Annotated in this window: 15 protein-coding genes; 8 read left to right on the top strand and 7 right to left on the bottom strand. The window is 61.7% G+C overall.

The features are described from left to right. Positions 1-5: 5 nt before the first annotated feature. Together AB7245_RS26310 and AB7245_RS26305 are read right to left on the bottom strand one after the other, a co-directional pair. Positions 6-1298, bottom strand: coding sequence for a DNA polymerase IV (locus AB7245_RS26310; RefSeq protein ID WP_085405558.1), 1293 nt, complete (start codon positions 1296-1298; stop codon positions 6-8). Then, positions 1295-1606, bottom strand: coding sequence for a DUF3572 domain-containing protein (locus AB7245_RS26305; RefSeq protein ID WP_028150563.1), 312 nt, complete (start codon positions 1604-1606; stop codon positions 1295-1297). Before AB7245_RS26305 ends, AB7245_RS26310 begins: the two co-directional genes overlap by 4 nt. 228 nt (positions 1607-1834) lie before the next feature. Here AB7245_RS26305 and AB7245_RS26300 point away from each other — a divergent pair, with 228 nt between their 5' ends. Together AB7245_RS26300 and AB7245_RS26295 are read left to right on the top strand one after the other, a co-directional pair. Further along, positions 1835-2200 carry a response regulator gene (locus tag AB7245_RS26300; protein WP_008566616.1) on the top strand — a complete coding sequence of 122 codons (366 nt, stop codon included), beginning with the start codon at positions 1835-1837 and terminating at the stop codon, positions 2198-2200. A 14-nt stretch (positions 2201-2214) separates the two neighbouring features. After that, positions 2215-3588: a PleD family two-component system response regulator gene (locus tag AB7245_RS26295; RefSeq protein WP_028150565.1), complete on the top strand. Its 1374-nt coding sequence runs from the start codon at positions 2215-2217 to the stop codon at positions 3586-3588. A 337-nt stretch (positions 3589-3925) separates the two neighbouring features. On the opposite strand, the gene AB7245_RS26290 is transcribed toward AB7245_RS26295, so the two are convergent. After that, positions 3926-4531, bottom strand: coding sequence for a TetR/AcrR family transcriptional regulator (locus AB7245_RS26290; protein ID WP_085405559.1), 606 nt, complete (start codon positions 4529-4531; stop codon positions 3926-3928). A gap of 129 nt (positions 4532-4660) precedes the next feature. Here AB7245_RS26290 and AB7245_RS26285 point away from each other — a divergent pair, with 129 nt between their 5' ends. Next, positions 4661-5899 (top strand): MFS transporter, encoded by a 1239-nt coding sequence (locus AB7245_RS26285; RefSeq protein ID WP_085405560.1) that lies wholly within the window; start codon positions 4661-4663, stop codon positions 5897-5899. A gap of 189 nt (positions 5900-6088) precedes the next feature. Here the strand turns inward: AB7245_RS26285 and AB7245_RS26280 are convergent, their stop codons facing one another. Then, positions 6089-6496: a hypothetical protein gene (locus tag AB7245_RS26280; RefSeq protein WP_085405561.1), complete on the bottom strand. Its 408-nt coding sequence runs from the start codon at positions 6494-6496 to the stop codon at positions 6089-6091. A gap of 812 nt (positions 6497-7308) precedes the next feature. Here AB7245_RS26280 and AB7245_RS26275 point away from each other — a divergent pair. Beyond that, positions 7309-7665, top strand: coding sequence for a hypothetical protein (locus tag AB7245_RS26275; RefSeq protein ID WP_223154002.1), 357 nt, complete (start codon positions 7309-7311; stop codon positions 7663-7665). 41 nt (positions 7666-7706) lie between these two features. Here AB7245_RS26275 and AB7245_RS26270 read toward each other — a convergent pair whose 3' ends face one another. Together AB7245_RS26270 and AB7245_RS26265 are read right to left on the bottom strand one after the other, a co-directional pair. Beyond that, positions 7707-8837, bottom strand: coding sequence for a murein L,D-transpeptidase family protein (locus tag AB7245_RS26270; protein WP_354133603.1), 1131 nt, complete (start codon positions 8835-8837; stop codon positions 7707-7709). 350 nt (positions 8838-9187) lie between these two features. Then, a complete protein-coding gene (locus tag AB7245_RS26265) occupies positions 9188-10042 on the bottom strand; it encodes an SDR family NAD(P)-dependent oxidoreductase (protein WP_245343939.1) in 855 nt (284 codons plus the stop codon). A gap of 435 nt (positions 10043-10477) precedes the next feature. On the opposite strand from AB7245_RS26265, the gene AB7245_RS26260 reads away from it, so the two are divergent. Further along, a complete protein-coding gene (locus AB7245_RS26260) occupies positions 10478-11356 on the top strand; it encodes a hypothetical protein (RefSeq protein WP_144030602.1) in 879 nt (292 codons plus the stop codon). A 385-nt stretch (positions 11357-11741) separates the two neighbouring features. On the opposite strand, the gene AB7245_RS26255 is transcribed toward AB7245_RS26260, so the two are convergent. Further along, positions 11742-12068: a BA14K family protein gene (locus tag AB7245_RS26255; RefSeq protein ID WP_063982797.1), complete on the bottom strand. Its 327-nt coding sequence runs from the start codon at positions 12066-12068 to the stop codon at positions 11742-11744. A gap of 1405 nt (positions 12069-13473) precedes the next feature. On the opposite strand from AB7245_RS26255, the gene AB7245_RS26250 reads away from it, so the two are divergent. From AB7245_RS26250 to AB7245_RS26240, 3 genes are all read left to right on the top strand, one after another. Next, on the top strand, positions 13474-14223 hold the full coding sequence (locus AB7245_RS26250) for a gluconate 2-dehydrogenase subunit 3 family protein (RefSeq protein WP_245343938.1): 750 nt from the start codon (positions 13474-13476) through the stop codon (positions 14221-14223). A gap of 1 nt (position 14224) precedes the next feature. After that, positions 14225-16003: a GMC family oxidoreductase gene (locus AB7245_RS26245; protein ID WP_354116175.1), complete on the top strand. Its 1779-nt coding sequence runs from the start codon at positions 14225-14227 to the stop codon at positions 16001-16003. 82 nt (positions 16004-16085) lie between these two features. After that, the gene (locus tag AB7245_RS26240; protein ID WP_245343937.1) at positions 16086-17246 is read left to right on the top strand and encodes a c-type cytochrome; all 1161 of its coding nucleotides are present in this window, start codon (positions 16086-16088) and stop codon (positions 17244-17246) included. Positions 17247-17288 lie beyond the last annotated feature (42 nt).

Here is a 17288-nt window from a genome sequence, read left to right as displayed (position 1 = left end):
CTCGATCATTCCTGCTGTCCTGCTTCAGGGCCATCATACGCGATGCCGCGAATGACGGCGGAGTTGCCGAACTTCTTGCGCAGACTGTCCACCGCGCGCTCGGCATGCGCAGCACGGCGGTCAAGCATATCGGTGTCGTCGGCAGGCGAGCCTTCGCGCAGCGCGCTGACGCCGGCGCCCATCAGGCGGAAGGCGGTGCCGTCGATCTCCTTCGCCAGCATCTCGCGGCAGATCGAGAAGATCTTGGCGGCAAGCTGCGTCGGGCCTGCGATCGACTGCGAGCGGGTGCGCTGGCGGAAATCGGCAGTCTTCAGTTTCAGCGTGACGGTCGAGCCGGCAAGCTCGCTGCTCTTGAGCCGCGACGACGTCTTCTCGCAGAGCCGCCAAAGGATCTTCTCGAGCGTCGCGAAATCGCGGATGTCGGTCTCGAAGGTGGTTTCGCTCGAAATCGTCTTGGCGCCCCGATCGGGCTCGACGCGGCGGTCGTCGATGCCGCGGGCGAGCCGCCACAGCCTGCGGCCGTCGCTCGGAAACTGCCGCATCATCTCGATCTCGTCGGCCTTTTGCAGGTCGGCGATGATGCGGAAGCCGCGCTGCACCAGGCGCTCCTGCGTGGCCGGGCCGACGCCGAAGATGAAGCCGACCGGCTTCTCCGCCAGCATCGAACGTGCCTCCTCCTGGTCGAGCGCGGCAAAGCCGCGCGGCTTGTCGAGGTCGGAGGCGATCTTGGCCAGGAACTTATTGCAGGACAGGCCGACCGAGACGGAGATGCCGATGTCGTGCTCGATGTTGCGCGCGAACCGCGCGAGCACCTTGGCCGGAACCATGCCGTGCACCCGCTCGGTGCCGGAGAGATCGAGAAAGGCCTCGTCGATCGAGAGCGGCTCGACCAGCGGCGTCAGCGCCTGCATGGCCTGGCGCACCTCGCGGCCGACACGGACGTACTTGGCCATGTCGGGCGGAATCACGGTCGCATGCGGGCAGGCCTCGAGCGCCCTATACATCGGCATGGCCGAGCGCACGCCATAGGTCCGCGCGATGTAGCAGGCGGCCGACACCACACCGCGCTTGCCGCCGCCGATGATGACGGGCTTGTCGGCGATATCAGGGTTGTCGCGCTTCTCGACCGTCGCATAAAAGGCGTCGCAGTCGATATGGGCGATGGTCAGGCCTGCGAGCTCGCGGTGGCGGACGAGGCGAGGGGAACCGCAGGCGGAGCAGCGCCGCACGCCCATATCCAGATCGGCCAGACAATCCCGGCAGAAGCAGCGGGGTCCGGCCGTATCGGGGACGGTCACGGCACGTCGCGCTCCCAGGAGGGGTCGCCGAGCGCGTCGCCCAGCACCTGCCGCGCCGCAGCAACGTTGGTCGGATGCAGCTCCGCGGTCGAGGCAAAGGCCTTCACGGTGGCGTCATCGCGCATCACGAAATCGAGCACGCTGAGGAGGAAATTCGGGTCCGAGGCGGCATTGCGCAGGGTCTCAGGACCGACGCCTGTCTCAGCCAGGAACAGGCCAAGCCGCTCCGGATCGCCGGCCACGAAGGAGAGCGCCTGAATCGCAACGATTTCAGCGACTTCGCGAGGGTTGTGAACAGGCTTTTTCAAGGGTTCGGTTTGCCTTTCCGTTAACTTTCGGTGTCTACTTTGAAACCATCATGCCCGAGTCTCAAGACCGCCGACAAGCAACCGGAAACCACATCGCAGAAAGTCGGCCCTCGAGTTTAACGAAACTCAAGCGAATCTGAGGCTAGTTTGAATCCAGTTTTCGAAGCGCCGGCGAGCGGCGCCTGAGGCGTCACATGTATAGGGCTTCGTGCCAATCAGGAGGGCGGGATGGCTAAGACCGTCCTGATCGTGGAAGACAACGAGCTCAACATGAAGCTCTTCCGCGACCTGTTGGAGGCACACGGTTACCAGACCTCCGGCACCAGCAACGGCTACGAGGCGCTCGACCTCGTTCGCAAGATGCGGCCCGACCTCGTGCTGATGGATATCCAATTGCCGCAGGTCTCGGGGCTCGAGGTCACGCGCTGGATCAAGGACGATCCGGAGCTGCGCGCCATTCCCGTCGTCGCGGTCACGGCGTTCGCGATGAAGGGCGACGAAGAGCGCATCCGCGAGGGCGGCTGCGAGGCCTATTTGTCCAAGCCGATCTCGGTCGGCAAATTCATTGAGACGGTCCGGCGTTTTATCGGATAGGAAGTGAGTTCAAAGTGTCCGCGCGTATCCTGGTTGTCGATGACGTTCCCGCCAACGTCAAACTCCTCGAAGCTCGCCTGTCCGCCGAATATTTCGACGTGATGACCGCCTCGAACGGCACCGAGGCGCTGGCGCTGGCCAGCCGCGCCGAATGCGACATCATCCTGCTCGACGTGATGATGCCCGACATGGACGGCTTTGAAGTCTGCCGCCGTCTCAAGACCGATCCGGCGACGCACCACATCCCCGTCGTGATGGTCACCGCGCTCGACAGCCCCGCCGACCGCAATCGCGGGCTGGAAGCCGGCGCCGATGATTTCCTGACAAAGCCTGTCTCCGACGTCGTGCTGATCGCGCGCGTGCGCTCGCTGACGCGGCTGAAGATGATGACCGATGAGCTGCGCATGCGCGCCATCACCTCGCTCGAGATCGGCATGCAGGCGCCCGAACGCAGCGCCGTGGCCGACACCGGCCGGGGCGGCCGCATTCTGCTGGTCGACGACCGTCAGTCCTCCTATGAGCGGCTGGCGACGATCCTCGCCGCGGAGCACACCATCGACGTCGAGCCGAACCCGACCGAAGCGCTGTTCCACGCCGCCGAGGGCAATTACGACCTGCTGATCGTCTCGCTCGACCTCAACAATTTCGACGGGCTGCGGCTGTGCAGCCAGGCGCGCTCGCTGGAGCGCACGCGCCACGTGCCGATCCTGGCGATCGCGGACCCCGAGAACTCGACCCGGCTGCTTCGCGGCCTCGAGATCGGCGTCAACGACTACCTGCTGCGTCCCATCGACAAGACCGAGCTGCTGGCGCGCGCCCGCACGCAGATCCGCCGCCGCCGTTACACCGATCATTTGCGCGACAACGTGCAGAACTCGATCGAGATGGCGATCACGGATGCGCTCACCGGCCTGCACAATCGCCGCTACATGGAGAGCCATCTGGCGACGCTCGCTGACCAAGCCTCGACCCGCGGCAAGCCCCTGGCGTTGATGATTCTGGACATCGACTATTTCAAGTCGATCAACGACAATTACGGCCACGACGCCGGCGACGACGTGCTGCGCGAGTTCGCGGTGCGCGTGCGCAAGTCGATCCGCGGCATCGACTTGGCCTGCCGCTACGGCGGCGAGGAGTTCGTCATCGTGATGCCGGAGACCGATCTCCACGTCGCCGGCATGGTCGCCGAGCGCCTGCGCCGCTCGATCGCGGGCGAGCCGTTCGCCGTCCACAAGGGCACCAAGCGCATCGAGGTCACGATCTCGATCGGCCTCACCACGTTGGAGCAGAAGGGCGAGGCGGTCGCCGACGTCCTCAAGCGCGCCGACACCGCGCTCTACCGCGCCAAGCACGACGGCCGCAATCGCGTGGTGTCGCAGGCGGCGTGAGGCCGCCTGCAACAAAAACTGCGAAAACAACCCCATGCACAGTAGCCGGCGTTAGCCGGATCAATGGCTTATGCGGGTAGCTAGGCGGACCTATGCCGATTGCCCGGGCGTTTGACACGTCGGGCGAAACAGGAGCATTTTGATAGGATCGGGCAGGGCGCGGTTGTTGCGCGAAGCCCTCTCCCCAAACTCCGCTGTTCCACAAGCTCCGCTGTCATTCCCCGCGAAGGCGGGGAATCCAGTACGCCGCGGCCTCTCGGTTCAATCACAACCGCCGCTGGAATACTGGATCACCCGCTTTCGCGGGTGATGACACCGAGTGATGCGGCAGCAGTGCTCAGTGTGGCGTGCGCTTGGCTGCCGTTGCCGGCTTCTCCGCATCACCCACATCCACCCCGGCATTCCGCAGCAGCACCTTCGCCGCTTCCTTCGCCGCGCGGGCCATCGCGGGGTCGTCGCGCACGAGGTCCTGCGCGATCGAGCCGTCGACCAGGAGCACCAGCTGTGTCGCGAGCGCATCCGCCTCCGTGACGCCGAGCTCGTTCAACCGCTCGCGAAACCAGACGCGGCGGCTTTCCTTGAAGGCGATTGCGATCTTCTTCACGGCGCGGTCCTTTGGGCCGAGCTCGGCGACCGCATTGACGAACGGGCAGCCGCGAAAATCCTTGGCCGCAAAGCGCCGCTCCAGCGAATCGAAGGTGCCAAGAATCTGCTCGGCCGGGGGCTTGTCGGAGGGGCGCGGCTTGACGAAGCGGCGCTCCAGATAGGCCGCGATCAGCGCGCCCTTGGAGGGGAAGTGGTTGTAGAGCGTGCGCTTGGAGATCCCGATCTCGGCCGCGATGGTGTCGACGCCGATGGCGCGAATGCCTTGCAGATAGAACAGCTTGTCGGCGGTTTCGAGGATCCGCTCCTTCATCGTCTGTGGTGTGGGCGGGGGAGCCATGCGGCAGCGTGCGTCCTGTTCGCTTGACAGCGTGCACCTTTCATAGCCTAAGTACACAGGTCTGTGTAACTAAAAACATCGAGAATTGCAGACGCCGGCGCGCGCGTCGCGCCGACGAGGGAGAAAAATATGCCCCTTTTGCAGGTTCTGCGTCCGACATTACCCATCCTGATCGGCGCCTCGATCATGCTGACACTGAGCATGGGGCTGCGGCAGAGCCTCGGCATCTTCATGCAGCCGCTGACGCATGACATCCACATTTCGATCTCGGATTTCACGCTGGCGCTCGCCGTGCAGAACCTCGCCTGGGGCTTTCTCCAGCCGCTCGCCGGCGCGATGACGGTGCGCTACGGCTTCCGCCCGATCATGATCGTGGGCTCGCTGATGTACATCGTGGGCCTCATTCTGATGGCGACCGCGAACGGGCTCGTCAGCATCATGATCGGCGCCGGCGTGCTGATCGGCACCTCGCTCGCCTGCACCGCGGCGGCGATCGCGATGTCGGTGGCCGCGCGCGCTGTGCCCGAGACCGTCCGCTCCACCGTGCTCGGCATCGTCTCCGGCGCGGGTTCGCTCGGCGCGCTGCTGTCGGCGCCGATCGGGCAGTTGCTCAACGAAGGATTTGGCTGGCGCGTCGGGCTCGCCGGTTTCGTGATCATGTCGGTGCTGATGATCCCTGCGGCCTGGTATGCCGGCCGCATCGACGCGATTCCGCTGCCGAAGCCTGCCGCCGACGACATCGGGGATGCCACCGCCGCGACGGCAGCGAAGACGGCGTTCGGCAACGCGTCCTTCGTCGTGATGACCTGCGCCTATCTCGTCTGCGGCATGCAGCTCGTGTTTCTCACCACGCATCTGCCGTCCTATCTGGCGATCTGCGGCCTCGATCCGATGCTGAGCGCGCAGACGCTCGGCATGATCGGCGGCTTCAACGTGCTGGGCTCGCTGTTCTTCGGCTGGGCTGGCCAGCGCTGGAACAAGCTGGCGCTGCTGGGCGGCATCTACATCCTGCGCTCGCTCGCGCTCGCCTGGTATTTCATGCTGCCGGCGACGTCGTTCTCGACGCTGCTGTTCGGCGCCATCATGGGCTTCCTCTGGATGGGCGTCGGCCCGCTGGTCGCCGGCGCCGTCGCCGAAATGTTCGGCCTGCGCTGGCAGGCGATGATCCAGGGCCTCGCCTTCATGAGCCACCAGATCGGCAGCTTCCTCGGCGCCTACGGAGGAGGGGTGCTCTACGACACGCTCGGCTCCTACACCATGGCCTGGCGCATCGGCGTGGCGCTGGGCCTGGCCGGCGGAATCATCCAGGTCGCGTTCGCGCTGATCCGGCCGTCGCAGCCGCCGTCGCCGGTGCTGCGGACGGCGTAGCGGGGCGGTGCTCGCGAACGTCAGAGGGAGCTTGCAGGGGACGCCGTGCTGTTTCGTCGTGATGGCAGCGTGTGACCCGAAGCTTGGCGCGCGGACGAACTTTTCTCCGGCTGTGACGTTGCAACAATTCATGATCCTGCAGGCGGATGGCGCGTCGTCGCGTGCGCCATCCGCTCCTCCACATGGGCCCTAAGCTTTCAGGTCCGTGATCCGCATAATCGCGACCACATTCCCGTCGTTGTACGCCTGTTCTTTTGTTTCCTTGTTGCAGGTCCAGACAAAATTCTTCTTGCCCGTAAAGGTCTTTCCGTCCTGCTCAAGCCGAAGCTCCCCTTCGGTGATATGGCAGATCATGGCATTCATCATCGGGGGCCCCATGGTCTTCGCCCCCGGCTGCATGATGACATCGCGCATTGAGACGGTCTTAAAACCTGGGATCAGGGATGGTGTCTCGCCTTCATATTCACGCACCACGACACCTGGCCAAGGCGTCATATCCTTGTAGCCTGTGGTTTGAGCGGCGGCTGGCCTGACCATGGCAGCCGAGGCCGCTGCCAACGCGATTCCCAGTGCGGACCTTCGATCGATCTTGCTCATCGCTTTCTCCCGACGTTACCGAACGAGCCGCCGCATAAGCAGCGCGCAAAGTTCGTGGTGAACGGTGGTCGAAACCGAAAAAAGAACGGCTTCTAAGAGAGCGTGCTTGCCGATGGCACCAGTGCTGCTCGTTTGCCCAGACGGTGATTTCGGCACATCCCACTTTAAGGGCAACGACATTCTACGTCACCTGACGAGTCTGGGGAACATGTGAAACGAAGTCTCTGCCTGGCCCACGGGAAGGTCCGGATTTGGCCCCAAGCGGTCGACCCGGCATGTCCGCTAGATGTCCGCTCCTTGGGGCTGAAGCAGACTTGATATGCTCAGCCCGAGTTCTTCGGGGGGGACCCGAAGCGGACGTGCGTCGTGGTCGCAGCGATATCCGCCTACTGTGCCGACATCGAAATTAATAGCGGGTTGACGATCGGAGCAGGCGGATTTGTCATCTCGGACGGAGATACTGCTGCGTCGTTGAGATTGCGGACCGGGCGCTGCGATGCGGAGGGCGTGCTTAGGGCCAAACTCAACTTCTTCAGCATGCGCCGGAACTCGTGATCATACGACGCGTCGACATCGCGCATCGTTGAAAACGATGTGACGAAATATTCCTTTAATCGGTCGATCGATTCTCCATCTCCAGAGAGAATACAAGCACTGTTGGCCTTTCATATCCGGTGGTGAGTGAGCAAGCTTAAACTCTGCGGTACCGGGGCGGCGATGTGTGTGGCCCTGGAGTGGCTACTACGGGCCCAAGTTTGGCGTGCCTTGACGTGTTCGGCGTGTGGGACTTCCACTGCGGGATTAGGAGTAAGATGAACAATCACCTTCGGCATGCAGCGCTTGCTGTATTCACTGTCATGCTGCCGATCTTTACAATCGGTCACGCTCGCGCCCACGATTATCAGCACCCCGAGTTGAACAGCTGGTATGAGAGCTTGCACAGTGGCAAAGGGCCTTGCTGCGATGGCAGTGATGCGAAGCGCGTTGATGACGCCGATTGGGAAACTAAGGACGGTCACTATCGCGTACGCCTTGATGGCGAGTGGGTTGATGTTCCGAACGAAGCTGTCGTGGATGGACCGAACCGCGCTGGCCGTACGATGGTCTGGCCTTACTACCTAGATGGTCATCCGAAGCCGCGCTGCTTCATGCCGGGAAGCATGGGCTGATAGCGAGCGCGGGGATGCAAGCCTGAAGTAGACCGGGCGCTCTAGCACCCGTCGTCTCCTTCCACGACGGTCGACAGGAAGCTGGAACGAGCCAGATCACATGCAATCGGTTTCGAGAACGAGGTGCCAAACCATCTACTCGTCAACGAACCATCGTTGGTGACCCAGGGGATTGGCGGCAGTTGCGGCAGATAAGATGCATACGGCATCACTTTCGCAAGCGTCACTCTGACCAGATACTTTGCAAGAAAAGCCTCGTTCATTCCGCCGTCCAGTCCGCTATAGATCGGGGCTGCCGGCACGTTGTCATTGAGCAATCGCGCGAATTCGAGTTCGTCGGTACGTTGCTTCTCAAGCGCCCGCCGCGCAATTTTGGAATCCACGACAAACGCGGGGCATTTATCGGTGGGACTGAACACGAGAGGATACGGCGAATTTGGTGGAGCTTGCGCATCGAACACATAGCGTCGATTGCACACGTCCACCTTAGGTTCGAGATGCGTCCTCTCGAAGTGATCGTTGCCGACTTTGAGCATTTTCCAGAAGGAGAGGTTCGGGCTATTTCGATGCTGCGCCAGGTTTGCCGGCGTGAGGCGGAATGGATAAGCCTGGACTTGAAAGGACGGTCGGCCGCCGAGGGAGTCCCGCGCTAGCGAATAGATCTCGCTTATCTGTTCGTCGGTCATGGCATAGCAACCGCTCGATGAGCAGTCGCCATGGATCATGAGTAAGCTGCCGTCGCGATTGTTTGCCTTGTCGAAGCTGTTGGGAAAGCCGACGTTGATCGCGAGATGGTAATCGGAGTTGGGATTCATCAGCTCGGGAGTAATCGTATAGAACCCCTCTGGAGCCTGACGGTCACCCTCCTTCAGTTTCGGCCCGAGATCCCCCGACCACCGACAGATCGGGTACACCTTGAGGATTTTGAAGAGGCCGGTGGTGTCCTGTTTCCAGACTTCGAGCTCCGCCTCTTGCTTGAAGACGCGCACAAGGATAGGCGAGTATTTTGGCATCTTCTTTTGTCGGAGCAGCGAGAGCAACTCGGGTGGTAGCTCCTTTGTAGCCTTGGCCGGCAAGCGGTTGCTGTTTTCGCCAAGGCAGGTGGCCGGCGACAACGCCGCGAAAAAAGCTGCAGTCAGCACAAGCGCACGGAGTGCCGTGGCGCCGATCACGACCTTACCTCGGGCGTGGAATCTGCTCATTTGGGTAGCGTGTAGTCAGTGGGTTCGTAAGGCAAGCCCAGATGGACGCAGTCACCGGAGAAGTTCGAGCTTATCGTTGGCCTTGGGGATGCCAAGACGCTCGGTCTCGTCGTCCGCTTCTGGCCCATCAGCGAAGTGGCGACACCTTTCATTGAGGTCCGCCTGGTGAGGTAGAGCGGACTGACTTTGCTCACTCTGAGTTCTTCGCATTGTGATCCAACTGAGACATTGGCGGTCCACTGCGCAACGGCTTTGAAGCCGGTTTCAGCCCTATCCGAATATTCGTGTTAGCCGCTAAGGCTGGTGGAAGGGCTGCGCGCTCAACGTTTCGGCGTGCGCCCGCGGATGTGGTCAAAGCCTTGCTTGATTGCGGCGAAGCGCGCTTCGATCATCGGCTCAAATTCGAGGTCGGTGAAGATATATGGCAAGTCCTTTTCGACGCCTTCGCGGACGAGTTCGCCGACATAGTTGGGTTCTATGCCCTGAGAGATGCGTTCCCGGAGCATATTGATCCACTCGGCACGTGGGCCCGAAGTCGGCAAGGCAGGAAGCGCCCCCTCGAAGCGTTTGGGGAGATTGCGTCTCGAGTCCATGATTTGAGTGCGGATGATCCCTGGACACAGCACCGATACGCCAATCCCTCGGGGCGCGAGTTCACGCCGCAGGCCCTCGGACAGCGCGACAACGCCATACTTGGAGACGTTGTATGCATTGCTCTCCCCTGAAATGAGGCCAGCGATCGAGGCTGTGGAGACGATGTGTCCACCCTCGCCATGCTGCTCGATCAACGGCCCGAAAATCTCGATCCCCCAAATGGTCGCCATCAGGTTGACGCCCATGGTCCAGTTCCACGACGCCTCGGTCCAGGCGCCATAAGGCCCACCGGCGCCGACGCCTGCGTTGTTGACGAGGATATGCACCTTGCCATAGCGGGCAGTCGTGGCTTCGGCGGCCGCCACGAGTTCGGCTTTGAGTGAAACGTCCGCTTTCACGCCGTCGACATCGACGTTGGTGAGCCTCAGTTGCTCGAGCGCTGCGGACAGAGCCGCTTCTTCAATGTCGCAAAGCATGACCTTCGCCCCCGCTTGGGCGAAGGCGGTCGCGATCCCCAGTCCAATGCCTGACGCTGCACCGGTTACGAACACAGTCTTTCCAGCGAGTTCCTTCACGCGCATTCTCCCTGTGCAAGCGGAACACTCTCGCCCCAAAACGCCAAGTGTACCCGGACGCCATATGACCGCGTTTTCGCGCGATTGGGAAGCGTGCCGGATGTCCGTTCGTGGTCAACTGTCTACATCGCCAGGGTCACCTGCTTCACTCTCCCTCAAGCCAAATTCCTGCTTCGCTGAGAGCTTCTAAAATGCGTTCAATATCTTCGGGATCTGGCTCACGGTGATCCGGCCGTCGCGGCCGCCGGCGCCGGTGTTGCCGACGGCGGAGGCGGGGCGGTGCTCACTAACTTCAGCTTGGGAGCTTACAGCGGACGCCGTGCTGGTTCTTCGCGATGGCAGCTTGTGAGCCAGAGCGGCCATCAGCACCGTCACATGCTGCAGATACCGGACCTTAACCTTTGGTTGCTTAGGTTGACGGATTCAATCAACGAAAGGGGCATGCAACGTTCGGCGGGAATCTCAGCTGCCGCAATGGTCTTGTCGCTCAGTCAATCGGTGACGCCGGTGCTTAAGAAAGTGATCGTGGCGGCAGCGCTTTGCGGGGCGGCAGCAATCTCCGCTGCCCTCCTGGTGACGGATTGGCCTGTCCCGCATTCGCGCCGGACTGGTTATTTCGATGTTACAACATCGGAAAAGGCGGACCTCTCACACATCGACGAATGGAATCGCGCGGCCAAAGCCAAGTATGGACCGGATGCATCGACATATGCGTCGATGTCTTCCCATGGGCTGACATGGGTGGCCCGTGTCGGAGACAAGGTTGTCGAAACACGTCCCTTTGGATTTTCCGTTTACGGCTTTCTTGGCGTGTTCATGGTGTCGAACGTGGAGAGCTTTCCGTTCGAGCTTTCGATCGAACCAAAAGATCCTGTTGAGCCGGGCCAGACCGTCGACAAGGTCAAGGCTCGCTTCGCGAAGACGGCCCCGGCGGAGGCGCTTGAATTTGGCAACCGTGAATGGCGGCCGGCTCACTGCCATTCCCCCAAACCACCTGAGTTCGGGTTTCCGTTGTACTCTTCGGACCTTCGTGTCGATACGAGCTCGATTTGCCTGATGCAATCCGATGGGGGCCCGTATACCGCGTTGGTCGGCTTTGCGCGCGTCGACGCCAGTTTCTGGGTGCGCCTGCTCTCCCGCAAAGTGTGCCGCATTCTGGCGGCATCCTGGGTCGAATCGATGACGTCGCAGCCGAATGCGAAACGTCCCGACTATGTCGCCTGTATGCTGGCGACAAAGGCCGGCGGCTCGGAGCGTGAGGTCATCGCGGCTCGCTTCTTCGAGGTCCGCGATGACAAGACTTTGGCGGTCTTCGACTGAGTTTCGGTGACCGACGTCGCGTCTTGAAGCTTCATGTTTCGACTTCCGCTTATGGCCCATCGTTGACATGGAGCGACCAGGTATCAACGTCGTCTTCTATGCGCATGGCGGACGCGACAATTCAGGAGCATACATCTACTTCTTCGCTCGTGCCTTGGACGCGACGCGGCGCTTCGGGGGGCGCGCTGTCACAAGCGTCGGCACCCGAGGCGTCTCCTCCGGCAGAACGAGGAGCATGAGGATCCGAGGAGAGTCACGCGTTGGCCGTGATGCGCAACGCGTCATGGAAAGTTCGAGACGCCATCTCGACGGCGCCTCGAATCCAACCGGGTCATCTGGCCATCCGTTCGGACATCCACGTGATCCGGTGACTTGCGGCTTTGCGTTACCTGCAAATATGGCGGTTGCCGTCCCACCCGAGGTAGGTGCTCGTCGCCGGATCGTAGGATCGATAACGCTCCGCGCAGGAACGTGAAGCAGTGCCATCCGCGCGAGCCATGGCGCTGTCCGCGCCTTGCGCAGGAGCTGCGCCATCCGGCAATTCGAGGCCCAGCCGACCGGCCGGCGTCAGCGTGCCGTTCAGGTTGCGATTGGGGTTCTCGGCCTCGTACGTATCGGGATGGCTGCTCGCAAAGCCGGATTGCGCGTAGGCGGCGCTTGCGGTCAGGCCCGACAACAAAGCCACGGCAGCGAGAATTTTAAGTCCAGTCATGGTCCATCTCCATCATTGCCCGGTGCAATCGTGCTGCCGGTGCGAGAGGAGTTGGATCGACATCTGCGCTGAACAAGCTCGCTTGATCGCATACCCGCGACCTGACGCGGTCTCGTCGTTCAAATGCAGAAAGAATCGTTTGCTTGCGGAACGCAAGAGAATGGTCCACCGCCGTCATGCTCTCGTGCTCCGGGCGCAGCTCAGCGTCACCTCGCCGGTGCGCTTGCGCGCGACCGGCGGGCGACGCTGGGCTAGCTGCGGCCAGCGCTGGCCGACATCGGGTCCAGGTTCAACTGAAACAGAAAGCCCGCGGGCGGTATGGACTAGCGACGTCCTGATCGCTTGAGTTCGGCGACTTTAAACCTGTTGCCGGCCTGCAGGCTGCTGCAAAACCAGTGGGCCTTGTTTCGGTTTTCGCCCAGGAACACCTTGGTTTCAACGCAACCCTCGTAGGATGTATGGGTGATGGTGTCTCGGCACGTTGGCGAGAAAGGTCCATAGTTCGTACCGCCGCCCGACTCGCTGCATCCGACCCAGGGATCTTTGCCGCTTGGGAAGCTTGATGCACAGCCACCGTTGCAGCTGCTGGCGACTTTCTCCAGGCTGGCAATCCTCCCCATCACCGAGCCCGGCGCATACGAAGGCGTGCTCGCGGTTGACGTTCGAGCGGTTGACGCAGTCCGACGCGGCGCCGTTGTGTTTGCTCCCCGCTCCGACACGTGCGGCTTTGCCACCTGTTTCGGCGCGTCGACCGTGACAGGGGGAATCGTGGCGGCGGACCCAGTCGGGATTTGCGACGCTGCCGGGGCGCACAGCAAGGCAGTTGATAAGACAGCGACGGCTGAGGGCACGACAAAGCTTGACGAGAATTTCATGAGCATGTCCTTCCCAAATTCGGGACGGAGATGCCGCCCCGGTAAATGCACGGTAACATACATTTCGGATTGGGCAACCGAGGGTTGAGGTGGCATCTGCCTATAAACTCGCCATCCACACAAAGCGTGGCCCTCGGCGGAACGGCTCTGGATTGCTCTGTCGCAAGAGCTCCTCGCAACGACGGCGTGGAGAAGGAGCCGCGCGTCTACTTCAGTCTCGTGCCCCGGACGCAGCGCAGCAGCGTTGCGCACTGCAGCGCGTCCGGGACACAGGAGACTTGCCGCGAGATTCCGCTGCCTGCTCGCAGCAATCGGCTCCGTGTTTTTTTGGAAACGCGCCGGCTTCGTGAAATACGCGATCAATTTGCGATCGTACAACGAGAAGCCGCGCGTTGAGAGTCGGTGAGGTGTTCACGGGCAATTGTTGTCGATCATGACCGATAGATGCAGGTCGTGAGCGACGTGGAGGCGTTTCACTTCTCCGAAAGCTCATCGAAGTTCCAGCGCGGTGGACCGACGAGGAAGAAAAAATGAAACAGGGGACGCCCACAATGATCGGCCTGCGACGCAGGGAATTTCTTGCTGGGACGGCCCTGCTGCTGTTCAGCGCGACGACCGTCAAAGCCGCCACAATCGCAGGGAGGTTGCCCTGGGCTCCAAATGCGGGAAATCCGCCGCCGCCAATCAAGCTTGGGCCGTGGGAGTTCTTCAACGGCGAAGAAGGCAGAGCCATGGAGGCACTCGTTGATTGCATCATCCCGCCGGATCCGGAGACGCCGGGCGGCAAGGATGCCGGCTGCGCCGTGTTCATCGACCGGCAGCTGGCTGGGCCTTACGGCCGGCAGGAGGGATTGTATGTGCGCCCACCGTTTCAGGCCGGCCTGAAGAATCAGGGCCATCAGTCGGCGAACGGTCCGGCACAGGATTATCGGGACGGTCTCGCTGCATTCGATCGTGCGTGCAAGCAGCACAGTGGTGGAAAGCCCTTCGCCGAGCTCTCCGGCGACGACAGGATCGCGCTTCTGAAGGCGGTCGACAAGGGCGAGCTCAAGCTCGACGGCGTCGACGGCAAGGCGTTCTTCACGCAACTCGTCAAGGACGCCCAGATGGGATTTTTCGCGGACCCGATCTATGGCGGGAACCGCGACATGGTCGCGTGGAAGATGATCGGCTATCCGGGCGCGCGCTACAACTATCTCGATTGGGTGAACCGCCACAACGAGCGCTTTCCGCTGCCGCCGGTTGGCATGACCGGCAACGCGCAATGGACGAGGTCGTAGCATGTCCCGAAGGCTTCCCAGGAAAGACGTCGTCATCGTCGGTTTCGGCTGGACCGGCGCGATCATGGCTAATGAGCTGACCGACGAGGGGCTCGAGGTCATCGCTTTCGAGCGCGGTCCATGGCGCGACGCGCCGACGGATTTTCCGCCGGGCTACATGCAGGACGAACTTCGTTATCGCATCCGGCACGAGCTGTTCCTGCGTCCGGACCAGCTGACGTTCACGTTCCGCAACAAGATGGACCAGACGGCGCTGCCGATCCGGAGCTGGGGCGCGTTCATGCCGCCGAACGGCGTCGGTGGCGGGGGCGTGCACTGGAATGCCGAAATGTGGCGGTTTCTCCCGTCGGATTTCGTGCTGAAGACACATCTGACCGAACGCTATGGCGCGGCGTTCCTGCCCCCGGATATGACGATCCAGGATTGGGGCGTGACCTATGACGAGCTCGAGCCGCTTTACGATCGCTTTGAATATCTGTGCGGCACGTCGGGGACGGCCGGAAATCTGAGCGGCAAGATCATGGACGGCGGCAATCCGTTCGAAGGGCCGCGGTCCCGTCCTTATCCGACCCCGGCGCAGGCCCAGCCGTTCAGCCATACGCTGTTCGGGAAAGCCGCGCGCGAGCTCGGCTACAAGCCGTTCCCGCAGCCTTCGGGCAATCTCTCGCAAGCCTATACGAACCCGCTGGGCATGCGCCTTGGCCCCTGCACCTATTGTGGCTTCTGCGAGTGGTTTGGCTGCGGCAATTATTCCAAGGCCAGCCCGCAAACAACCATCCTGCCGCATCTCATTCGAAAATCGAACTTCAGCCTCCGCGACAATTCAGAGGTTGTTAGGATCAATGTCGATCGTTCAGGCAAGCGCGCTACCGGCGTGACATTCGTGGACTCGAGCGGCGAAGAATGGGAGCAGCAGGCCGACCTCGTGATCCTGTCGGCTTACACGATGTTCAACGTGCAGCTTCTTCTGCATTCGCAAATCGGGCAGCCCTACGACCCCGTCACCAACACTGGGGTCGTCGGCCGAAACTACACCCACCAGACGATCTCGTCGGTCAATGGCTTCTTCGACAACAAGAAGTTCAACTTCAACCCGTTCATCGCATCGGGTTCGATCGGGATGTGTATCGACGAGTTCAACGGCGACAATTTCGATCACGGGCCGCATGGTTTCGTCGGCGGCGGCTATGTCGGCCAGGTGCAGACAGGTGCTCGTCCGATCGAAAGCACCCTGGTGCCGCCGGGAACGCCGGCATGGGGCGCCGACTGGAAGAAGGCGGTGAAGGACAATTATCTCAGCACGGTCAAGCCCGGCACCGGTGTGCATGGCAGCTTCTACGCCTACCGCGACATCTACCTGGATCTCGACCCCGCCTATAAGGACCGGTTCGGGCGTCCGCTGATGCGGATCACGATGGATCTCAAGGAGAACGAGATCAAGCAGAACAAGTTTCTCACCGACAAGTTCGCCGAGATCATTAAGGCGATGGGCGCTGAAAAGCTCGCCGTGCAGTATCGAACCGCGCCATACGACATAACGACCTACCAGACGACGCATCTCAACGGCGGTGCGATCATGGGGGCCGATCCCAAGACAAGCGTCCTCAACAAATATCTGCAGAGCTGGGATGTCCCGAATCTGTTCGTGATGGGGGCAAGCGCCTTTCCGCAGAACGCCGGCTACAACCCGACGCTCACGGTCGGCGCGCTCGCTTATTGGTCGGCGGCCGCGATCCGGAACCAGTACCTCAAGAATCCCGGAAGGCTGGTCGATGCGTAGGATTCCTCGCGTATGCACGCTCGTTTGCGCAGTGCTCGCTTCGGCGTCGCTGGCTGGCCGCGCGCATGCCGGCTCCGCAAACATGCAAGAGTTCACCCAGATCGAACGCGGGCGCTATCTGTCGATCCTGTCGGACTGTGCCAGCTGCCATACCGTTCCCGGCGGCAAGCCGTTTTCGGGTGGGCGGCCGATCGAAACGCCGTTCGGCAACATCATATCGCCCAATGTCACGCCCGATCTGGAAACGGGCATTGGAGCCTGGAGCGACGATCAATTCGATGCCGCGGTGAGAAAGGGTATCGGACGAACCGGCGCGCATCTCTATCCGGCCATGCCTTACAATGCGTACACCCGGATGTCGCGTGACGATGTGATGGCAATCCGGGCCTATCTGACTTCGCTGGAGCCGGTCCGAAATTCGCGCAACGCGGATACGCTTCCGTTTCCATTCAATATCCGCTCAACGATGATCGTGTGGAACGCGCTCTACTTCACGGCAGGTGAATACAAGCCGGACCCGACCAAATCCGCCGAATGGAATCGCGGCAAGTTCATCGTCGACGGGCCGGCGCATTGCGGAGCCTGTCACACGCCGAAGACGCTGCTCGGAGGCGACCGAACCGATCAATATCTGCAGGGAGCAAATCTCCAGGGCTGGTCGGCGCCTGACATCACCAACAACCGGCGGACAGGACTGGGCAGTTGGACGGCAGACGATGTCGCGCTCTACCTCAAGACGGGGCACAATCGCGCTACCGCTGCGACAGGGCCGATGGCGGAGGCCGTCGAGCTGTCGACGTCCAGGATGAAGGATGAGGATACGAAGGCTATTGCGACGTATCTGAAATCATTGCCGGGCAACAAGGATGAGGCGAGGCTTGCCCCGGTGGGTGCGAACGTGATGGCGGCCGGAGGCGCGATCTACCGAGACCAATGTTCCGCCTGCCACGGGATCGAAGGCAAGGGCGTTCCACACCTGTTTCCCGCCCTCGCAGAGTCTACGATGGTGCAATCAAATGATCCCACAACGGCAATCCGAATGGTGCTCCGTGGTGCGCGAAGCGTCGGCACCAAGGCCGAGCCGACGGCACCCGGCATGCCGTCCTACGGCTGGCAGCTCGATGATCGCCAGGTCGCGGCGGTGCTCAGCTTTGTCAGAAATAGCTGGGGTGGTGCCGCTGCCCCGATCGATGCAGCCGAAGTGACGCGTGTTCGGTCCGACACCGCTTTACGCAACGACTGAGCCGGCCGTCCGAGACGTGAGCCGCAAAATAAAAACGGGGCC

It is taken from the genome of Bradyrhizobium sp. 604_D8_N2_3 (assembly GCF_051810765.1).
Lineage (GTDB): Bacteria > Pseudomonadota > Alphaproteobacteria > Rhizobiales > Xanthobacteraceae > Bradyrhizobium > Bradyrhizobium barranii.
Note: the sequence above shows the minus strand (reverse complement) of the source record. Positions and strands in the feature narration are given on the sequence as shown.